Origin of the sequence: Nostoc sp. DedQUE08 (assembly GCF_034530895.1) — a bacterium.
Taxonomy (GTDB): domain Bacteria; phylum Cyanobacteriota; class Cyanobacteriia; order Cyanobacteriales; family Nostocaceae; genus Nostoc.
In genome coordinates this window covers 1-20428 of record NZ_JAVRCD010000095.1, presented here as the reverse complement: position 1 = coordinate 20428, position 20428 = coordinate 1, and the positions used below count along the sequence as shown (strand labels likewise).

Annotated in this window: 9 protein-coding genes; 3 read left to right on the top strand and 6 right to left on the bottom strand. The window is 43.9% G+C overall.

The annotated features are described in order from the left end of the window. Positions 1-73: 73 nt before the first annotated feature. Together RMY64_RS34815 and RMY64_RS34810 are read left to right on the top strand one after the other, a co-directional pair. On the top strand, positions 74-4129 hold the full coding sequence (locus RMY64_RS34815; protein WP_322702465.1) for an ATP-binding protein: 4056 nt from the start codon (positions 74-76) through the stop codon (positions 4127-4129). Between the two features lie 162 nt (positions 4130-4291). Beyond that, positions 4292-7069, top strand: a complete 2778-nt coding sequence (locus RMY64_RS34810) for a response regulator (protein ID WP_322702464.1) — start codon at positions 4292-4294, stop codon at positions 7067-7069. A 151-nt stretch (positions 7070-7220) separates the two neighbouring features. Here the strand turns inward: RMY64_RS34810 and RMY64_RS34805 are convergent, their stop codons facing one another. The 5 genes from RMY64_RS34805 to RMY64_RS34785 all read right to left on the bottom strand — a co-directional run bounded on the left by RMY64_RS34805 (position 7221) and on the right by RMY64_RS34785 (position 15569). Beyond that, positions 7221-8972, bottom strand: coding sequence for an ATP-binding protein (locus tag RMY64_RS34805; protein ID WP_322702463.1), 1752 nt, complete (start codon positions 8970-8972; stop codon positions 7221-7223). Between the two features lie 280 nt (positions 8973-9252). Continuing rightward, on the bottom strand, positions 9253-9726 hold the full coding sequence (locus tag RMY64_RS34800; protein WP_322671192.1) for a response regulator: 474 nt from the start codon (positions 9724-9726) through the stop codon (positions 9253-9255). Between the two features lie 52 nt (positions 9727-9778). After that, positions 9779-12109 carry an ATP-binding protein gene (locus RMY64_RS34795; protein ID WP_322702462.1) on the bottom strand — a complete coding sequence of 777 codons (2331 nt, stop codon included), beginning with the start codon at positions 12107-12109 and terminating at the stop codon, positions 9779-9781. 252 nt (positions 12110-12361) lie between these two features. Continuing rightward, entirely contained in the window at positions 12362-14137 is a 1776-nt protein-coding gene (locus RMY64_RS34790) for an alpha/beta hydrolase (RefSeq protein ID WP_322702461.1), read from the bottom strand. A 511-nt stretch (positions 14138-14648) separates the two neighbouring features. Beyond that, the gene (locus RMY64_RS34785; RefSeq protein WP_322690551.1) at positions 14649-15569 is read right to left on the bottom strand and encodes a DMT family transporter; all 921 of its coding nucleotides are present in this window, start codon (positions 15567-15569) and stop codon (positions 14649-14651) included. 287 nt (positions 15570-15856) lie between these two features. Here RMY64_RS34785 and RMY64_RS34780 point away from each other — a divergent pair, with 287 nt between their 5' ends. Continuing rightward, positions 15857-18019 carry a cytochrome-c peroxidase gene (locus tag RMY64_RS34780; RefSeq protein ID WP_322702460.1) on the top strand — a complete coding sequence of 721 codons (2163 nt, stop codon included), beginning with the start codon at positions 15857-15859 and terminating at the stop codon, positions 18017-18019. A gap of 269 nt (positions 18020-18288) precedes the next feature. Here RMY64_RS34780 and RMY64_RS34775 read toward each other — a convergent pair whose 3' ends face one another. Further along, positions 18289-19611, bottom strand: a complete 1323-nt coding sequence (locus RMY64_RS34775; RefSeq protein ID WP_322702459.1) for a serine hydrolase — start codon at positions 19609-19611, stop codon at positions 18289-18291. Positions 19612-20428: the final 817 nt, after the last annotated feature.

Here is a 20428-nt window from a genome sequence, read left to right as displayed (position 1 = left end):
GAGTTTTTTCTTTTAATCCTTTTATTCAGAATACTCGGAAAGTGACAGAAGAGGGCTAACCGATGCAGAAGTCGTGCAAGCCACGCTGATCGAGGGCGGTATTAACTGTGAACTGTTGCGGGTAGAGACTCGCGCTGCTTTTATTAGGGCACTGGAGAGCAACGCCATCGACCTGATTTTGGCAGACTATGCCTTGTCTAATTTTGATGAGATGGCGGCGCTAACGATCGCCCGTCGCCTACGTCCTGAGATACCGTTTATTTTCATCTCTGGCAGTTTGGGCGAAGAATTAGCGATTGAAGCGATCGAGCAAGGCGCGACAGATTATGTACTCAAGCAACGCTTAGGGCGGTTGGTGCCATCTGTACAACGAGCATTACAAGAAGTATCGGAACTTGACAAAGATACCATCGATCGCAAACAAGCCCAAGTCACCCTACGCGAATCGGAAGAAAAATATCGATCGCTGTTCAATTCGATTGACGAAGGCTTCTGTATTTTCGAGATGATTTATGACGAAACCCCAAAGGCGGTTGATTACCGTTTTTTGGAAGTGAATCGAGTCTTCGAGCAGCAGACGGGACTCGAAAACGTGGTGGGCAAGTTGGGAAGCGAGATTGCCCCGAACACTGAAAGCTACTGGCTTGAAGCATACAACGATGTGGTAAAGACGGGAAAACCCCAGCGTATTGAAAATTACAACCAATCTACCGGGCGTTGGTATCAGGTTTACGCTTCGCGCGTCGGCAAAGCGGGCAGTCGTCAAATCTGCACTGTCTTTAATGACATCACCGATCGCAAACGGCACGATGCAAATCTCGCCTTTTTAGCCGAAGTCAGCCAAGACCTTGCGCGTCTGACGGACATTGACGAGACGATGAATGCGCTGGGCGAAAAAATCGGCAGACATTTCGGCCTGTCAGCCTGCGCCTTTGCCGAACTTTATGGGTCGGCTGGAATTGCAGTCATCGACTACAACTGGCATCGCAGCGACGTGCCGAGCCTGCGTGGCACGTATCGCATGCAAGAGTTTTTAACACCCGAAGTTATGCAACTTTGTCTCGCAGGAGTTGATATCGTCATCCGCGACGTGTTCGATGACCCCCTGACCGATGGCGAGCAGTTTGCAACTTTGAATATCGGCTCTTTCCTCAGCATACCGCTCATACGCAATGGCGAGTGGCAATTCCTGCTCGTCATCTATCGTAGCGAACCCCATGACTGGCGCGACGACGAAATCGAACTGACCCGCGAACTCGCCAACCGCATCTGGACGCGGCTTGAACGCGCCCGCGCCGAAGTAGGGTTGCGCCAATCGGAAGAAAAATATCGGCTGCTGTTCAATTCGATCAACGAAGGTTACGCCCTCTGCGAACTGCTGTATGACGACGATGAAAGGGCGATCGACTGGAAAATTTTGCAGGTCAACCCAGCGTTCGAGTCCCTAACCGGACTGCGCGATGTCGCAGGTAAAAACGTCACTCAACTGAATCAATTGTTGAATCAGAACTGGCTGCAAACCTTTGGCACGGTGGCTCAAACAGGCGAATCGACCCGGTTTGAACACTACATCGACAGTGTAGATTGCTGGTTCGATATTTTGGTGTCGCGCATCGACGAAGATAAACACCACATTGTCGTCGTATTCAACAACATTACCGATCGCAAACAGGCACAAGCCGATCAAATTCGCCTGATTCAGGAACAAGCTGCCCGTCAACAAGAACGCCAACGCGCCGAAGCTCTGGCAGAACTCGATCGCGCCAAAACCCTCTTCTTTAGCAACGTCAGCCACGAATTTCGCACACCGCTAACGTTGATACTCGCTCCCCTGCAAGATGCCTTGAGCGATTCGGGAAATCCCCTAACTTCTTCACAACGGGAACAGCTAGAACTAGCACATCGCAATAGCTTGCGTTTGCTGAAACTGGTCAATACCCTGCTCGACTTCTCCCGCATCGAAGCCGATCGCCTGAAGGCAAACTACGAACCCACCGACTTATCCACCTACACGGCGGAACTGGCAAGTGTTTTCCGCTCGGCGATCGAGAATGCCAATTTGCAGTTAGTCGTCGATTGTCCTCCCCTGCCCGATCCCATTTACGTCGATCGCGAAATGTGGGAAAAGATTGTGCTAAACCTGCTCTCCAATGCCTTAAAATTTACCTTCGAGGGTATGATTTCTGTCTCGCTCAAATCCAAAGCAAACACAGTTGAATTGATAGTCAGCGACACGGGCGTAGGTATTGCCGCTTCCGAACTGCCTCACCTCTTTGAGAGGTTCTATCAAGTCAAAGGCGCGAAGGGGCGCAGCTATGAAGGCTCAGGCATTGGCTTGTCTCTGGTGCAGGAACTCGTCAAGCGGCACGGCGGCGCGATCGCGGTTACGAGCGCAGTAGACCAAGGCACAACCTTCACCGTCACCATCCTCACCGGAACCACCCATCTACCTGCCGATCAAATTTGGCTTGCCTCTACACTAGCTTCGACGGCTGTAACTGCAAACGCTTTTGTTGAAGAAGCCTTACGTTGGCTACCTGAAGAAAGCACAGAATTTCAACTTCAAAGCTTGGCTGACTTTTCACGGGATCTGGAAAACCCCTCTCCAAACCTCTCCCCTACAAGGAGAGAGGCTTTGACTTCTCCCCCTTCCCTTGTAGGGAAGGGGGCTGGGGGGTTAGGTTTTCCGTTGGTTTTTCCACATGACGTGAAAACTCAGCAAAGCTCTGAGGTTCAAGCAGAAAGCTCTGAGGTTCAAGCACAAAGCTCTGAGGTTCAAGCACAAAGCTCTGAGGTTCAAGCTCAAAGCTCTGAGGTTCAAGCTCAAAGCTCTGAGGTTCAAGCACAAAGCTCGGAGGTTCACGCTCAAAGCTCGGAGGTTCAAGCACAAAGCTCTGAGGTTCAAGCTCAAAGCTCGGAGGTTCAAGCACAAAGCTCGGAGGTTCAAGCACAAAGCTCTAAGAGGGCGCGTATTCTCCTAGTGGATGACAACGCCGATATGCGCGGCTATCTCAGGCGGTTGTTAAACCAGTACTACGAGGTAGAAGCTGTAAATGATGGGTTAGCCGCAATGACTGCGATCCGACGTGGTGGAGATGTCATCTATGACTTGGTGTTAGCAGATGTGATGATGCCTAGAATGGATGGATTTGAGTTACTGCGATCGCTACGGGCTTCACCAAATACCCAGACAATCCCGATTATTTTGCTCTCTGCCCGTGCTGGCGAAAAATCACGGGTGCAAGGGTTAGAAACTGGCGCAGATGACTACTTAATTAAACCCTTCTCGGCACGGGAATTGTTAGCGCGAGTCAATGCCAACCTCCAATTAGCACAACTGCGACGCGAAGCAGTCTACCGCGAACAGGTAATGCAGGCAGTACAAACACTCAACGATCGCTTGGAGCAACAGGTGAAAGCGCGGACGGCTCAACTAGAAGCCATCAATCAAGAACTGGAGGCGTTCTCTTCCTCTATATCCCACGACTTGCGAACGCCGCTACGCTACATCAGCAGCTTTGCCGAACAGTTGCAAGACAAGCTCAATGCAACCCTCGTCGATGCATCCAGTTTGCAAAGTCTCAACATTATCACCAAATCTGCTCTTGAGGCAGAAAAAATGGTAGACGACCTGCTGGAATTTTCTCGCCTGGGGCAGACAGAAATTCATTTGACTACTGTTAATATCAGTCAATTGGTGCAGCAGGTGCGAGAACAATTGCAGCCGGAACTAATCGGGCGATCGCTCCACTGGAAAATCGAGCCATTGGCAACGGTAGAGGCTGACCCAGTACTGCTGCGGTTAGTACTGCAAAACTTGCTGTCGAATGCCGTCAAGTACACGCGCAATAACACCGAAGCCGCCATCAAAATTGGTAGCATTGAACAGGAGCAAGAAGTGATTTTCTTTATCAAAGATAATGGTGCAGGGTTCGACATGAAATACTGCGATCGACTATTTAGCATATTTCAACGGCTGCATCCCCAGGAAGAGTTTCCTGGCACGGGAGTCGGGCTTGCCACTGTCCGGCGGATTGTTCATCGACATGGCGGACGCATCTGGGCAGAAGGCGCAATCAACCAGGGCGCAACGTTCTACTTTTCGCTCCCGAAACATGAGGCATTATAACCGAATAATTACTAATTCGTAATTCGTAATTCGTAATTAAAGAAGCGTACAAGCCCCTTGATTTATCTAATGGAGAAGTAAAATGCATAGCATCAATATTTCAAGCCCCCGACAAAGCCCGTGGTGTAACAATTACGAATTACGAATTATCAATTACGAATTATGTTGACAGCACTACGGTTTCTTTTGCTGGAAGACAATCCCCTTGATGCAGAGGTGATAAATGTCACCCTGACCGATGGCGGTGCTAATTTTGAACTGCTCCGGGTAGAAACTCGCGCTGAGTTTGTGAGGGCATTAGAAACCAATGCATTTAACTTGATTTTGGCAGACTATGCCTTGCCCGGTTTTGATGGCATTTCCGCCTTGAAAATTGCCCAAAACCTGTGTCCTGACACGCCCTTTATTTTCGTCTCTGGCAGTATGGGCGAAGAATTAGCGATTGAAGCGCTGAAACTGGGAGCCACCGACTATGTGCTAAAGCGCAACTTACGGCGGTTGGTTCCTTGTGTCCAACGAGCGCTGCGAGAAGCCCAAGAAAAGCGCGATCGCCAACTTGCCGAAGCTCGCCTGCGTCAAGTTGCGGCCAAACTGCCTCATGGCGCTGTGTTCATTGTGGATCGAGATTTGCGCTACCAGCTGGCAGAAGGCGAAGCGCTGGAGTGGGTCGGTATGACTACTGAAAACTTTGTCGGCAAAACACTCTGGGAAGCCCTCGAACCCGCCCTAGCAGCCAGCTACGAACCCTACTACCACCAAGCTCTTAATGGCGAATCATTTACCTTAGAACACAACAGCCACGATCGCTACTATATCTCTCATGGCACACCCTTACGCAACGATCGCGGTGAAGTTGATGCTGTGCTGGCAATGTCCTACGACATTACCGCTCGCAAACAAATCGAAATTGCCCTCAAACAAAGTGAAGCTCGCTTTCGGTTAATGGTGGCAAGTGCAAAAGAATATGCCATTTTAACCCTTGATTCCAACGCTGCGATCACGAGTTGGAGTGCTGGTGCCGAAAACTTATTGAAGTATTCAGAAGCAGAAATTATTGGCTGTGACAGTCGCTGCCTTTACACCCCCGAAGACAACGCCCAAAACCGCGCTGGAAGGGAATTGCAGACCGCCCAAACTCAAGGACAGGCAGAAAATGAGTGCTGGCATGTCCGAAAAGACGGTAGCCGCTTTTGGGGTAGTGGCTTGGTGATGCCCTTACGCGATGAAGCCGACGATGTGCAAGGATTTATCAAAATCATGCGCGATGTCACCTCACAGCGGCAAGCTGATGAACGCTTGCAGTTGCTCTATGAGATTACCAGCAATTTACTTGCGGTTGAGCAACCGATGACGCTGATGCACAATTTATTTAGCAAACTCTCACCCCCGCTAGGGTTGGACTATTACTACAGCTACATCGTCGAGTCAAAAGACAATCGCCCCAGACTGCATTTGCAAAACTATGAGGGCATTAGTCAAGAGATGGCAGAGACGATCGAGTGGCTTGAGTTCGGTGAAGACCTTTGTGGATGGGTAGCTCAAGAACGACAGCAACTCGTTCTCGATCGCGCCCAAATTGCCACTCATCCTCATGCCCAAACCCACCGCGACCTGGGTGCCACCGCTTATGTCGGTCAACCGTTAATTGTCCAAGAACGGTTATTGGGAACTATCTGCTTTGCTAGCTGCACCCGCACTCGCTTTACCTCAGAAGAAATTGATTTGCTGCAATTAATGTCTGAGCAAATAGCGATCGCCCTCGACCGAGCCAACCTAATTGTTTCGATTCAGCAACAGGCAGAACAGTTGCAACGAGCCAACCAAATTAAAGACGAGTTTTTAGCGGTGCTGTCTCATGAGTTGCGATCGCCCCTCAACCCGATCTTGGGCTGGGCACAACTGCTGCAAAAAGGCAAGCTCAATCCCGCCCGTCAAAGCGAAGCACTACTAACGATTGAGCGCAACGCCAAATTGCAATCACAATTAATTGAAGACTTACTCGACGTTTCGCGGATTATGCAGGGCAAGCTGTCCGTAAAGGTGGCTCCCCTTAATGTAATCCCTGTTATTTCTGCTGCCCTGGAAACGGTGCATCTAGCAGCAGAAGCAAAAAATATTAACTTACAGATCGATCTCGAACCGACTGCACCTATCTCTGGTGACGCTGCCCGCTTGCAGCAAGTGGTGTGGAACTTGCTTACCAATGCCGTCAAATTTACACCAGATGAGGGAGAAGTAATCATTGAATTAAAACAAATTGCAGGGCAGGCTCAAATCCGGGTGATCGATACAGGCATTGGCATTCAACCGGAATTTCTACCGTATGTCTTTGATTATTTCCGGCAAGAAGATAGCTCAACAACACGCAGATTTGGTGGCTTGGGTTTAGGGCTAGCGATCGTCCGCCAAATTGTAGAACTGCACGGTGGCACAGTCAAAGCAGAAAGCTTGGGTGAGAATCAGGGCGCAACCTTTACAGTTGAAATACCGATCTTGAACCAATCAGCACAAATTGTACTTGACTCAGCCGACGCTGATGCAGAAATCGCAGAGACTCCCTTAAGCAACCTGCAAATTTTGCTCGTGGATGATGATAAGTTTTCATGCAAGTTTGAAGCATTTTTGCTAGAACAAAATGGCGCAAAAGTGACAGTCGCAGCATCTGGGCTAGAAGCATTGCAAGTACTTAATAGTTTCATTCCCGATGTAATTGTGAGTGATATAGGTATGGTTGATATGGATGGCTATATGCTGATTCAGCAGATTCGTTTGCGCCCACCGAATCAGGGAGGAACGATTCCGGCGATCGCACTTACCGGTTATGCCACAGATATTGACCAGCAAAAAGCCTTAACTGCTGGGTTTCAAGCTCATATTACCAAGCCATTAGAACCAGAGGAGTTAGTGAGGAAGATTGTCAACCTGTTAGAACCAAATTAATAGGTATAAAAATTTCCGGCGTTGCTGATTGCGGTTAATTTTTCAAGATTTTTTTCTTATCCCGCTTTTCTGTTGTGTTGATACTTACTCCCGAATCTGGGACAAAAATGAATGATGCGTATAACGTCATTATGAATTATGAATTGTTCGGTCAAGTTGATGATGGAGATACTTTACCCATTGGGAATAATTTCGGTAAGCTAACTGTAACTTTAGTTCCTTGTCCCACTTCACTCGACAAGGCAATATTGCCACTATGTAACTCGACACAAGCTTTAGCGATCGCTAGCCCTAAGCCTGTACCAGGAATTGTGTCAACGTTACTTCCACGACTTAAGGATTGAAACAAATTTTCTCGATCTGCCATCGGGATACCAATTCCACAGTCTTTAATGTAAAAAATTGCTTCTGATTCTTTGCCAATCAGGTGGAATTCTACACTACCTCCATCTGGAGAGTACTTAATGGCATTGGACATCAAGTTAATAAAAATTTGTTGCAAAAGTCCGCGATCGCCCCAAAATCCATGATGATTACCAGTAATTTTAAAAATCAATTCGTGGCGATCGCCTACTGTTTCTCGCTCTTGTTCTAAAAGGTCAGAAAAAAATTGCAGTAAATCGACTGAGATTGGTTGAAACTTGGGTTTTTCCAGTTCAAGTTGGTTAACCAGAAGCATATTATCCACGAGTTTGGACATATACCTTGCTTTCTGTTCAATGATTCCTAAGAACCTGTGTTGTTTGGACTCATCTAGTTGCTGGCTATGTTTTACCAAAGTTGATGCCGCAGCCAGAATTGAAGTTAGCGGCGTTCGATACTCATGGGAAACCGTTGTAATTATTTGGGATTTAAATACATTGAGTTGCTTTTCTTTGGCAAGGGCTGCTTGAGTTTGGGCTAACAATTCCGCCTGTTGAATAGCGATCGCTAACTGTACTGATACTTCATTGAGCATTTCTGCATCATCAGTTTGCCAATGTCGTTCCCCGGAATTATGGTGAGCAATCAATAAACCCCAAAGCTTGGGTGTTGGGTTCCCATTGTTGCTCAGATTAATCGGAACTACTAGATTTGCCTTAGTATTAAATTGCTCTTTTAGGCTGACACAATTACACAAGCCAAGCTCATAAATATAAGGGATTGGGGATTGGGAATTAGGCACAAAAGGCAGAGGGGCGGAGGGGCAGAGGGGCAGAGGGGAAAGACCTACTGCAACTTCTCCTCTGCTCCCCTGCTCCCCTGCTCCCCTGCTCCCCTGCTCCACAGTCCCAGCCCCAACGCGATCGCACAATGCCACAGTGCGGTATGACTCAACTGATGAGGCGACTATCTTACCATCTGTATCTGGGGCAAACTGATAAACCATGACGCGATCGCACTTCAGAAGTTGCTGAACCTCAGCTACAGCCGTATTCAAAATTTGCTCTAAGTTAAGAGACTGGCGAATTCGTAAAGCAGTTGTGGCAATTAGGCGTTGTCTCTCCTGAGTTTTGAGCAGTTGGGCTTGCAAGCACGACTGCTTAATGGCGTTACGGACTGCTAGTTGCAGCACATCCTGTGTCAGATTTTGCTTGACTAAGTAATCCAAAGCACCCCGTTTCATTACCTGCACAGCGATTTCTTCATCACCGCGCCCTGTCAACATAATCACAGGGACAGAAGTCTTAAATATCTCCTGCTGGATGCGATCGAAAAATTCTAACCCACTCATATCAGGTAGGCAAAAATCCAGCAAAATCACATCACAGCGTACTTTTTGGCACAAAGCAAGTCCTTCTTCTGCACAGTCTGCCTCTAAAATCTGGTAGGACTGGTGCGGATCTTTCAAAAGATATCGACGATAGATTTTCCGATCTGCGGCACAATCATCGATGATAAGTAGCGTCCATGTGTCCAACATAAGGTTATGAGGATCAGGGAGCTATATAGATCCCTTTTATCCAGATTGTGTTTTCTTGCATAATTCTAAAAATAATATAAAATAAGTGTAAATAAAATCTAAATTCTTTAGTAATCCTAAAGAAATACCAAATAGTCAAAAAATAGAAAAATCGGGAAAAGGAATCTAACAGAGACAAACAGACACAGTGACTCAAAGAGGAAAATTTCTCTGTGTTCTCTGAGCCGTCTTTTTTATTATCCTTTTTTCCCTACTGCTAGATCGACAAAAAATAAATAAATTAATCCAACACAGGCGGCGTATTAGCTTCAAGCCAGTAGTCTACAAATGCCTGGATCGTCTTTTTTAGTTCTTGAGCATCCATCGGTTTTACCAGATATCCATTTGCGCCCTTTTGGTAGCACAATTCAATATCCTTGGGGTTAGATGATGTGGTAAAAACAACGATGGGAATTCCCTTGAAACTCTTATCTTGCTTGAGCCGATCTAAAATGTCACGCCCATCAATACCTGGCAAATTGAGATCGAGCAAGATTACAGAGGGTCGTAATGCTACTTTTGAGTTGGGTAGGTCTTCGTCCTTAGCGTAGGCATCGTTTCCCTGTTGATAAAGGAACTCTAAAACCTCATCCCCATTCGTACAACGGTGTATGGGGTTCTGGACGGACATACGCCGCATCAGACGTTGCAGCATCCGAAAATCTTCATTGCTGTCCTCAACAACGAGCAGCGGTTCATGAAGTTTTTTTGTCATTCGTGGTATTAAAAGAGCTTAACAAAAATATATATTTAGTCATTATCTTAAACTATTCCAGCGTAAAATAAAAAATTGAGCCAACGCCTACGGTAGATTCAACCCAAATGTGACCATTATGAAGCTCAACAATCTTCTTAACAATAGCTAATCCTGCACCTGCTCCTCCACCGTACTTTTGCTGGGAATGGAGCCGCTTAAATAATCTAAAGATAGTTTCTAGGTGATGCTGGGGAATTCCAATGCCGTTATCTCGGATATAAAATATTGGGCATGGGGCATGGGGCATGGGGCATTGGGTATGAGTTATTCCCCTTGTCTCCCCCTGCTCCTCTGCTCCCCTGCCCCTCTGCCCCTCTGCCTCTTCTTGAGAAAAGTAGCCAATCTCAACCCATTGCTCTGTCTTATCGTTATATTTGAACGCATTACCAAGCAGATTACTGAAGACTTCATTAACCAGCACTCGATCGCACAAAACTGTTGGTAAAGGTCGAGGAATGCGGATATCCACAAGCCCAGAGTCTTGGCGACTAGCACGAAAAATGTCGATTACTTGGTTGAGTAATTCGTTGAGGTCAGTTGCTTGCAAGCGCAGTTGTGCTTGTCCTAACTGCGATAACCGCAGTAGAGCATTAATCAGAGTTTCCATGCGTACAGACAAGGATACTACTGTTTGCAAGCACTCCATTCCGTCATCATCTAATACTTGGGCATAGTCTTCTAGCAGCACTGTTGAAAAGTTATAAATGCCCCGCAAAGGTTCCTTGAGGTCATGGGAAGCGGCGTAGGCAAAGGATGCTAGTTCTTGATTGCTGCGCTCTAACTCCAGGTTGATTTTAGCTAATTCATCCGCTTTCGAGAGTACAATACCAACGATCGCATTATTCAAAGCGATCGCACTGTCAAGTTCGCAAGGTTTCCAGGGTAGAGAAGTTAATCTAACCGTTTCTTGCCATTGTTCAAAGGATTTTCGGGGAGACAGGGTATAGCTACCGTCTGCCTGTGCTTGCATGGATTCTTGTGGATTTCCTGCCCAGTGTACCGTTTGAAGAACTTCAGGGCGAAACCAAAGGATATAATAGCGCCGAATTTTAGAAATCCGCAGTAGCAACAAGCCACTAGCAGTATCTTTAAATACTAGTGCCTCTTGGTAAAGCTTCGGCAGAGAATCAGTAGCAAACAGGTTGTCACTAACTTGGGTATTCGCCCATTCAATGAGTGCCCGAACTTCATCAATATTCGGTGTTGTCCCCACAAGGGTAATTTCATTATCCAGACAAACCGCCGCTCCTGAAGCACTAACAAGATCGAGCAAGCGGATTTCCGGTTTGATGAGGGCATCGATAAAATTGTCTGCTTGGGAAATAGATTCTAGAAACTCAGACTGTAGCGATTTGAGTTTTACTTTATAATCCCATTCCGAGTTACTAATTTTGTGTGCTAATTCTGAAGATGCAATCTGTCCCAAAAATTCGCACATCTTGCGGACTTCGTAAGAAATATACTTTGGTGTTTGATGGTGACAGGATATTAATCCCCAAAGTTTCTGCTCTTGAATAATTGAAATCACCAAAAGAGCCTTCACTCCCATATTTTGATGATATTCAGTACAACACCAATCAAAACTCCGCAGCAGACAGTAGCTTAAGTCAAGATGCTGATGTGTTGTCGGATTTTCCGTTGGAACTAGTTTGACAGGTTCGGCAGTCAAATCGGGGAGAAATCTCAGAAAGCAGCGCGTGTATAACTCCCTAGCCTGCGCTGGAATATCTGTAGCGGGATAGTGGAGTCCTAAATAAGGTGATAAATCTTCCCGTTTAACTTCTGCAACCACAGAACCCGCTTCTGACTCGTCAAATTGATAAACCATCACCCGATCGAAACCGATGATTTTTTGAACTTCTTCAGCTACTAAATGCAAAAATTCTCCCAAATTGGATGTCTTTTGCATTTTAGCGATCGCTTCACTCGCAAAACTATGAAAGTTTAAGAAACTCATCTCAAATTCCGAGTCAGTTGGTTCTAGCTCCAAAATCACAGCTTCTTCTGTACGATGAGCGATCGCATCAAAGTATATTTCCCCATACAAAGTATTTATTAATACTTTAAAAATATTAGCGCTGCCAACCTTTTTTACTAAGCACTGCTTGACAATTTCCACTGGCTGAGGTTCAAGTAAATAGCTCAAAGGTTGACTGAGCAAATCTTCTGGAGATTTACACAAATACACTTGGGTATTGTTGCTAACTTGCAGTATCTCTAGCTGATTACTGAGTGCCAGGAGAATGCCATGAGGTTGAATAGAGCCAGGTATGTGAATGGGTTTGCGATCGTGGTTAGTCAGGGCATTAGCTTGGGCTGTAGTATATTCCGGCTGGCTCATAACTTAACTTATGTAAAGCTAGTTTTAAAATAGCGTAATTAAATGTCATATTTCTTTAAAGTATATGCTGATAAGTATGAATGCGATCGTATCTATCTGTGCTTGTTACGCTTTTTACAGTTACTAATGTAAGTGAAAATAATTAGAGGATGGTCTAATAACGTGGCAAGGCTTCCGTAGCAAAAATTGAGCCTCTGATTTTCTAAAGGTGAAAATCAACTCTACAGACGTAATTAATTACGTCTGTACAAATCAAATAAAAATCATTACATGCAGCAACGCAACACCAATATCCAACATCCAAAATCCGAAGCTGACTATGGTGTTGGGAACTTTTTTTTGAACGAGTTTGGCTGCTTTGATATCCAATAATTGTGCTAATTCAGTTGTATTCAATGACTTAACGAGACTCAAGCCAAGAGGCTTACTAGAAATGCTTTGAGTGTAAGCGGCGTTTAGGTAGGGTGTGTATTGCGGCCTGCCTGCAATGTATGTTTGGAAGAAAGGTAAACTTAAAACATTCATGTAACGACGCGCTTGAGAAGCATCACCAATCATATCAGCAGGTAATGCTACTTGTTGATTTGCAGGATTTGCATTGCCAATGATGGAGAAGTGTGTGCCACCTTCAAGCGTGACGAGATACTTTTGAGGATTCGTTAACCAGGAAAAAGGTAAAATTTGCTCGGATAAAGCTGGGGCAACTGTATCATCACTACTGCTGACAATCATCACTGGAGTTTTGATTTGACTTAAGCCAGCTTTGCCAAAAATTGAACTAGTAATAGGATTAACTGCGATCGCAGCTTTTACTCTCTCATCCCGCAGGTTATAATCTTTGCCAGACTTGCTGATGCTCAATTCTAAAGCGCGACACTGGAGCAGTAAAGACATATTCCAGGTATTTTGGAGTGCTGCTGGTTGACAGTCTTGTTTTAGCTGCTCAAAGTTGATTTTAGCGCCTGCTAGGGCTAAGGCTGTGTAGCCTCCCAAAGATTGACCAAATACTCCGACTTGTTGCAGATTTAGGCGACCTTTAAACCGTGAATCAGATTGATTACCTTTTTGCAATTGATTCAGTATATATGTTATGTCCAAAGGTCGGTCTTGAAATTCGCTTGGTTCTGCTACTTCAATAGCGCGTCCTTTTAAGAGAGAACGTAATTGTTTCGCATCACTACCAGGGTGATTGGGAACAACGACAGCAAATCCGTAAGAAGCTAAGTGAGTGGCTAAATATTGAAAGTTACTGCTGTCTAAACCCAAGCCGTGAGAAATGACAATTACCGGTGCAGCCTTTTGGACATTGGGAATGTAAACATCAGTCAATAAAAGTCGATTGCGGGTTGAGTCGAAAAACTTCAGGATGTATTTTTGCGACTTAAATTTTCCCGGAACCTTTAAATCGGGCAATTGCGAGAAATTTGGTTGAGAAATGCTCTCAGCTTCTATTTTAGACTTTTGGGAAACAACTGCGATCGCCAGATGGGTTTGGTTAACAAGTTTCTCCAATTCCGTAGCTATTTCAAAAGTCTCGGCGACATCAAGGCGAATGCTGCTGGTGGGATATTTACGCAACACATTTAAAAGTGTCAAGCCTCCCGATTCCCCAGAGGCTAAAATTAGCGCCGAACGCAAAGTACTCAATCCTGGTTCTGGCTGATTGGTTTTAATCACTTGCGCCAATCGATGCAGTAAAAATTCTCCTTGGGGTGTGTAGAGAAGTTGCGAAACTACTACCGGACTAACTTTCACACGATTAAGCAAAATCCGCCGTAATTCTTGAAGCTGTTCTAAAGGCAGATATCGCTGATAGGCTGCTAAGTCTTCGTTAATTACACCTGTTTTAGCGTAGTTCTCTAAAGTCCTGACTGAAATAGAAAGCTCTAAAGCTGAATAAGATGCATAAATCCGCTCTGCTGCCAACACAGAATTACTAATTCCAAACGTTGGCAGCACCATTGAAAGAACCAGCAATAAAGAATTTTTTCTGAGGGTGCTGGCCCAATTACCAAACAAACTATTCATCGCTCAACTGTTTCGGTGGTCTGGTTTTATCGGGTGTTGGCTTTGGTAGTTATTCGGGCGCCCTGCTTGGTTTACTTAAAGTTATTAGCCTCAATTTTATCAAAACAGAATTTAGGAGTCAGTAATTATAATTCAGGATGAATTAATGTATGACTTGCAAATGTAGCTGGCTTAAAATAAAGGGTATAAATGGGTTTATAATTTCCACTAAATCTTAGATTTAGTAGTCAAAAAAGTAGTGATTCCCAATGCCCTAGTAATTTATTCTGACTCCTGAATTTTGATTTTTGAATTCTTATTCAAGGTTTTTTCGGCTATCAAGTCAACAATTAAATCCTACAAAGTCACGCAGATGAGTAAAGTATCTAGATGACTTCAGTAGTTTGCCTTCACTATTAAATCATAACAAATAAAAAATAGTCTGCCTCAGTATTTATGTTGTAGCTTTGAATATTGCACAAATTCACTAGCTGAAAAATCCAGTAAAATTTCTGAAAAATATGGCGATTAATCAGCTTTTCCCAAGTGCGATCGCTACTGAACCTGTAACTACTAAACCTGCTCCCAATATTGCTGTAAGGGTGAAGTGTTCTGGTGGTATCCAATCAGGTGCAATAACTGATACAACTGCGACTGCTATTAATGTCACAATGGGAGCTAAAGCTATTACTGCACTTACTCGTGATGCTTCCCAATGTTGTAATGATTCAGAAAAAGCACCGTAAGCGATTAAAGTATTCAAGGCACAAAAAATTAACATTACTAAATGGAAACTATCGAGTATAAAAAGTGATTTAACTTTAGCTATAGGAGTGAATAATAAAGTACAGCCTCCATAAATGATCAACATGATGTTGGTGGAAGATAAAGATTGTAATAACTGCTTTTGTGCCAAAGCATAAATAGCCCAAGCCGTTGCTCCTAGCGCGATTAAAACACTACCTAGTATATATGTGCCATGTGCTGTAATTAAATTCGTTAGTTGTTCGCGAAAAAATAAAAGATAACCACAAATCATGACACTAACGCCAATCCATTGAGACAGTCGATAACGTTCTTTAAAAATTACTAACCCTCCAAAACCTAATAAAAGGCTAGATAATTGAATCAAAACTTCAGCGTTAGCAGGCGATGTTAATGCTAAACCTTGGGTAAACGAGAAGTAATTAATCCCTAAAAATATTGTTGCGATCGCTAATAATTTTCCAGAAGCAGAGCGCAATTGTTCTAATTTTGGTAATTTACCGCGTATCCCTAAATACACAGCAAGTAATACAAATGATACTAAAAAACGAAACCAAATAACGGTATAGACATCAAGTACTTGTAGAATTACTGCAAGAGCAATAGGTAAAATTCCCCATAAGAAGACTGTCAATAGCGATAATGCTAGCCCTAAGCGCCACCGACCAGAACTTTGATGTAGTAACATTAAAATATCCAAAAATTAGGACTGATAAGTAAGTTATATCTAATTTAAATATCTGAACATTTTATCAAACTCTTATCGATAAAATATATTAATAGTTTAGTTAATGCAAATTCAATATAGAATAATCATCAATTTATCCAAATTAATTTATGATTCGTAGCCCGAAGAGGGTGTATTTTTTTGTTCACGTAAAATTCGTAATTTGCGTGTTCATTTTACATGAATATTAAATTAAAAACTTCTTCGTAAATGTATACTTTATCTCGGTGTTACTTTAGAAAAAAACTATGGGGATTATACCCATAATCAGTTTAGTAATCTTCGCCACCGCTTTATCATGTTACTTATTGCTGACCTCAAGAGGTCGATTTTTGCTCAAATCTTTGGTGACAAAAATAAAGCGGCAAGAGTGGAGATTCAGATATGGCAAGCCTAATTACTTGAGATCGAGATTTTCAAGGACTATAACCATTGCTGCCATTATTCTGGCAGCGGTAATAGCTGGAAATACTGTATCAGCAGTTACAGGCCCGTCTCCAGTTTCGCTCAAAAGCGTATCGGTTCCAGAACCTGACAATCTTGGAGACTTTGTAGCAGACAAAACAGCTGCAATCAAGTTAGGAAAGACTCTTTTTTGGGATATGCAGATTGGGAGCGATGGAAAGACCTCCTGTGCTAGTTGTCACTTTCATGCTGGAGCCGACAATAGATCCAAAAATCAGATTGCTCCTGGGCTTTTGCGGGTCAACGCCGATGGTACAGAGAATCCAGATTCAGTTTTCAATGTCGGCGGACTACCAAACTATCAGCTTAAACCAGGAGATTTCCCCTTCCACAAGTTGTCAAACCCCAACGATCCTAAGACTGTTGTATCTGACCGTAACGATGTCAGTTCTTCTCAGGGGATCTTCAATACGAAGTTTGTGGATGTCACACTTGGTAATGCAGAAGACAAAGTTACAACCGAGCCAGATCCGGTGTTTAACGTAAAAGGTATCAATGTGCGGCGCGTTGAGCCGCGTAACACGCCAACCGTGATTAATGCTGCATTCAACTTCCGCAACTTTTGGGACGGAAGGGCACAAGATATCTTTAATGGGGTGAATCCCTTCGGTTTAAGAGATACTAACGCCACTGTTGTCAAGGCTATAAACCCAATTAGGGCAGAATTTGTCAAAGTCAGCCTCAAAAACTCGTCTTTGGCATCTCAAGCTGTCGGGCCGCCACTCAGTTCCTTTGAGTCATCCGCAGATGGTCGCACTTTTGAAGAAATTGGTGATAAGTTCGGGAGTGATAAGTTGGGGCTAATTGACAGAATATCTTTCACCGCTGGTAAGGGTAAAAAGCTCCCCCGAAAACTTGCGAAAAAGTTATTACCTCTTAGACCCCTAGCTAAACAGATTGTGCATCCACAAGACAGCGTTTTAGGTAAAGATAGTAGCTCGCCTAAACCTGGACTTAAAGATAAAACATACGAGCAAATGATTCAAGATGCCTTCAAGCCGGAGTGGTGGAATTCTACTCGCCTCATCCAAGTTGACTCTGACGGTAAACGGACTATTGTTAAAAGGCCCGATCGCTCCTTGACGACTAATGAGTACACATTGCTAGAGTACAACTTCTCGCTATTCTTTGGGCTGGCAGTTCAGTTGTACGAGTCTACGCTCATTTCCTATGATACGCCCTACGATCGCTATTTGGAAGGAAACACCAGCGCCCTAACCGCGCAGCAGCAACGAGGGAAAGGACTGTTTGAGGGCAAAGGTCTGTGTATTAGTTGCCACACTGGAGTAGAATTAACTGCGGCTTCAGTCAGCAGCGTGGCTAAAGAGGGACGAATCAAACGTGCGCCGTTTGGCTCACAATCTCCCGAAGACAATGGTTTCTTCAATATCGGTGTCAGACCAGCCACAGAAGACCCCGGTTTGGGTGGTTATGACGGTTTGCAGAGTAAAGGTCAACGTAATCCGCTTTCAGAGGCACGATTGGCTCAGTTGGGTAAATTTAAGGATCTCCTTGGCGAAAACCCCCCAACCCTCAATCCACCGTTGAATTCCAGTGAACCTGTGTTTGCAAACGGAGCTTTCAAAGCACCCGGACTTCGCAATGTGGAACTAACTGCTCCCTACTTCCACAATGGAGGTCAGGCGACTCTAGAGCAAGTGATTGATTTTTACAATCGTGGTGGTGATTATGGAGTACTTCCACCACTAAATCTTTCACCACAAGAAAAACAGGACTTGGTCGCCTTTTTAAAAGGACTGACTGATGACCGAGTTCGGTTTGATAAAGCGCCCTTTGACCATCCACAATTGTTTATCCCTAATGGACATGTGGGTAACACTAATTACGTTGTCAATGACGGCACTGGTAAAGCTACAGATGACACAGTGGAAATTCCTGCTGTTGGTAGGAGTGGTAATAGTGGTACACCAAATTTTCTGAGTTAATCTCATTTCACGACGAAATACCTGAATACAGATAGATATGTAGGGACGTACAAATGTACGTCCCTCTTTTTGCGATTTGGGTGCAATTGCGGAGTTCGTAGTAAGGACTTTAGTCTTTACTACAAACTTATTCACCCTACTCAATGCTGAGTAGTGAGTACCTTGGCTGAGAGTAAATTACTCAATACTCAGCACGGGCTAAACGCCCCGCTACCGCTAACAGTACTCTTCAAAGTTGATGTGGTGGACTAGTAGTTGCGATCGCTTGACTAACGAATGCGTAGGCGTAGCCCGTTGGAGGCATCGCCAAATTTGGGTTGTATATTGCTAACTTTGGTATTGTCTAGGTAATTATAGACTCTTCTGGAAACTTCACGGACAAAATCTCCAGCTCTGCGATCGTAGTTTGGTCTTTGCACCAAAACACCTGCTAAATAGCTTTTGCCGTTGGGCATTTGAATAATACCCGCATCACCAATGATAAATCTCAATGTACCAGTTTTGTGGGCAATAGTAGCTCCTTGACCGATACCAGCTGGTAGTAAACTATTGGTTTTGACATGGCGCATAATGCCTAAAACTCGATCGCGGCTAGTTGGGGATAGCAAACGATTATTAGAAACTAACGCCGCTAATCTGACTAAATCTTTAGAACTAGTTGTATTTGTGCCACCGATATCTGGAAGTAAATTGCGAAGTGCTGTATTTTGCAATCCCCAGCTACGAAAACGTTGACTAACTTTTGCGGCACCACCCAAGCGATCGAGAACTAAATTTGTGGCGGTATTATCGCTGATTGTCATCATCAAAGTAGCAGTTTCCAGGACACTAAATTTAGTGCCGATGGGTTTGTATTGCATTATTCCAGATTCGCCCACCTTTAAATCGCGCCGCATCACTAATTTATCGGTAAGTTTAATTCTACCTGCATCTATTTCTTGGAAAAGAGCCACTAATAAGGGGAATTTGATTGTACTGGCAGCAGCAAATCTTTTTTCGCCATTAATATCTATATAGTTTCCTGTATCTAAATCCAAGAAAAATATTCCAGGATTTAATGTTTTATAACTTGCTAACAAACTGCGAATCTGAGAAGTAATACCAACCATTTCTTGACCAAGATTCACAACTCCAGCAAATGTCGATGCATCTGTGGATTTGATGGCAATATCTTCTCGATTTTCCCCAACAATGGGGTTATTTTGACGGTTAAATGAATTGAATTTGAAAATCCAATGAGAACGGGAATCTCCTTTAATTGATATATTTTGGGAAGTAACATCATAACCCGGAGCTAACTCGACGACAAAACGAGTGGTTTGAGAGTCTGGTTTGCCGAGGCGAATTTCTTTCACCGCCTTACCAAAACTTTGTTTGACAGTATCGGAATTAAAATTAGTTCCAGGTAAGTCAATCACTAATCGATTCGGATTATCTAATAAAAAGGCTTTTGGTTCTATTCCCGAAGTGGTAGTTAGGTCTAATTGGTTTTGGCTAGAATCATAGTACCAAGACTGTAATTGTGAGGCTTTAGCTTGTCCTGCAACTAGAACCAAACTGCTTAAACCAATCGCCAGTAGATGTGATTTCATGTTGTGAATGTGGGTGTGCAAGTAAGGAGAAACTAATCAGGTTTACTTAGATTGTTTTCTGATGACTGTGCTGAACTTCCGGAGAAAAAGTCATAAATCCCGTTGAGTTATTTTTACCAGATGAGGTTTGGGATTAAATAAGCACGATAAATCATCATTACTTATTAAAAGTAAATCGCTGATAGTTTTATTTGTGGTGTGAGTTAACAACAACAGAAATTGTTAATCTAGCGCAAGGACGAGCGAAGGATTAATTATGTTTCCAGCTGATGTTTTGTATAGAGAGAAAGTAAAACCCATTCACTAAAACCCTTATACATATATATAGATTTGTTCGCGTAGGGGCACGGCATTGCCCATAGGTGTTCACTTAAGGTGAAACCCTTGTAATGACGTGATATTCAGTTCTCTGGCTTCCCATCACTATCCGCTTCACCCCACCCTAACCCTCCCCTTGTCAAGGGGAGGGAACAAATTTCCTGTTTCCCCCCTTGATATCATATCTGGTGAAAGACTTATCATTAAGGACGCAGGGGGAGAAAGAGTTTGAGGCTTATTTACTTTTCTTTACACAGTTTGGTTTTATTGCACCTACTTACTTACCTACTTAATCACAGTGATGGTTGGGTGGGGTAAAACTAAAGCTAAAACCTAAGTAAATCAGGTTTCAGGTGAGGTTTTGAGAATTTATGCAATAAATATATTGATTTCGGGTGGTTGTTTATTAAATTCGGGTGGTTGTTTATTAAATTCGGGTGGTCGTTTATTGAATTCGGGCAGTCGTTTATTGAATTCGGGCAGTCATTTATTGAATTCG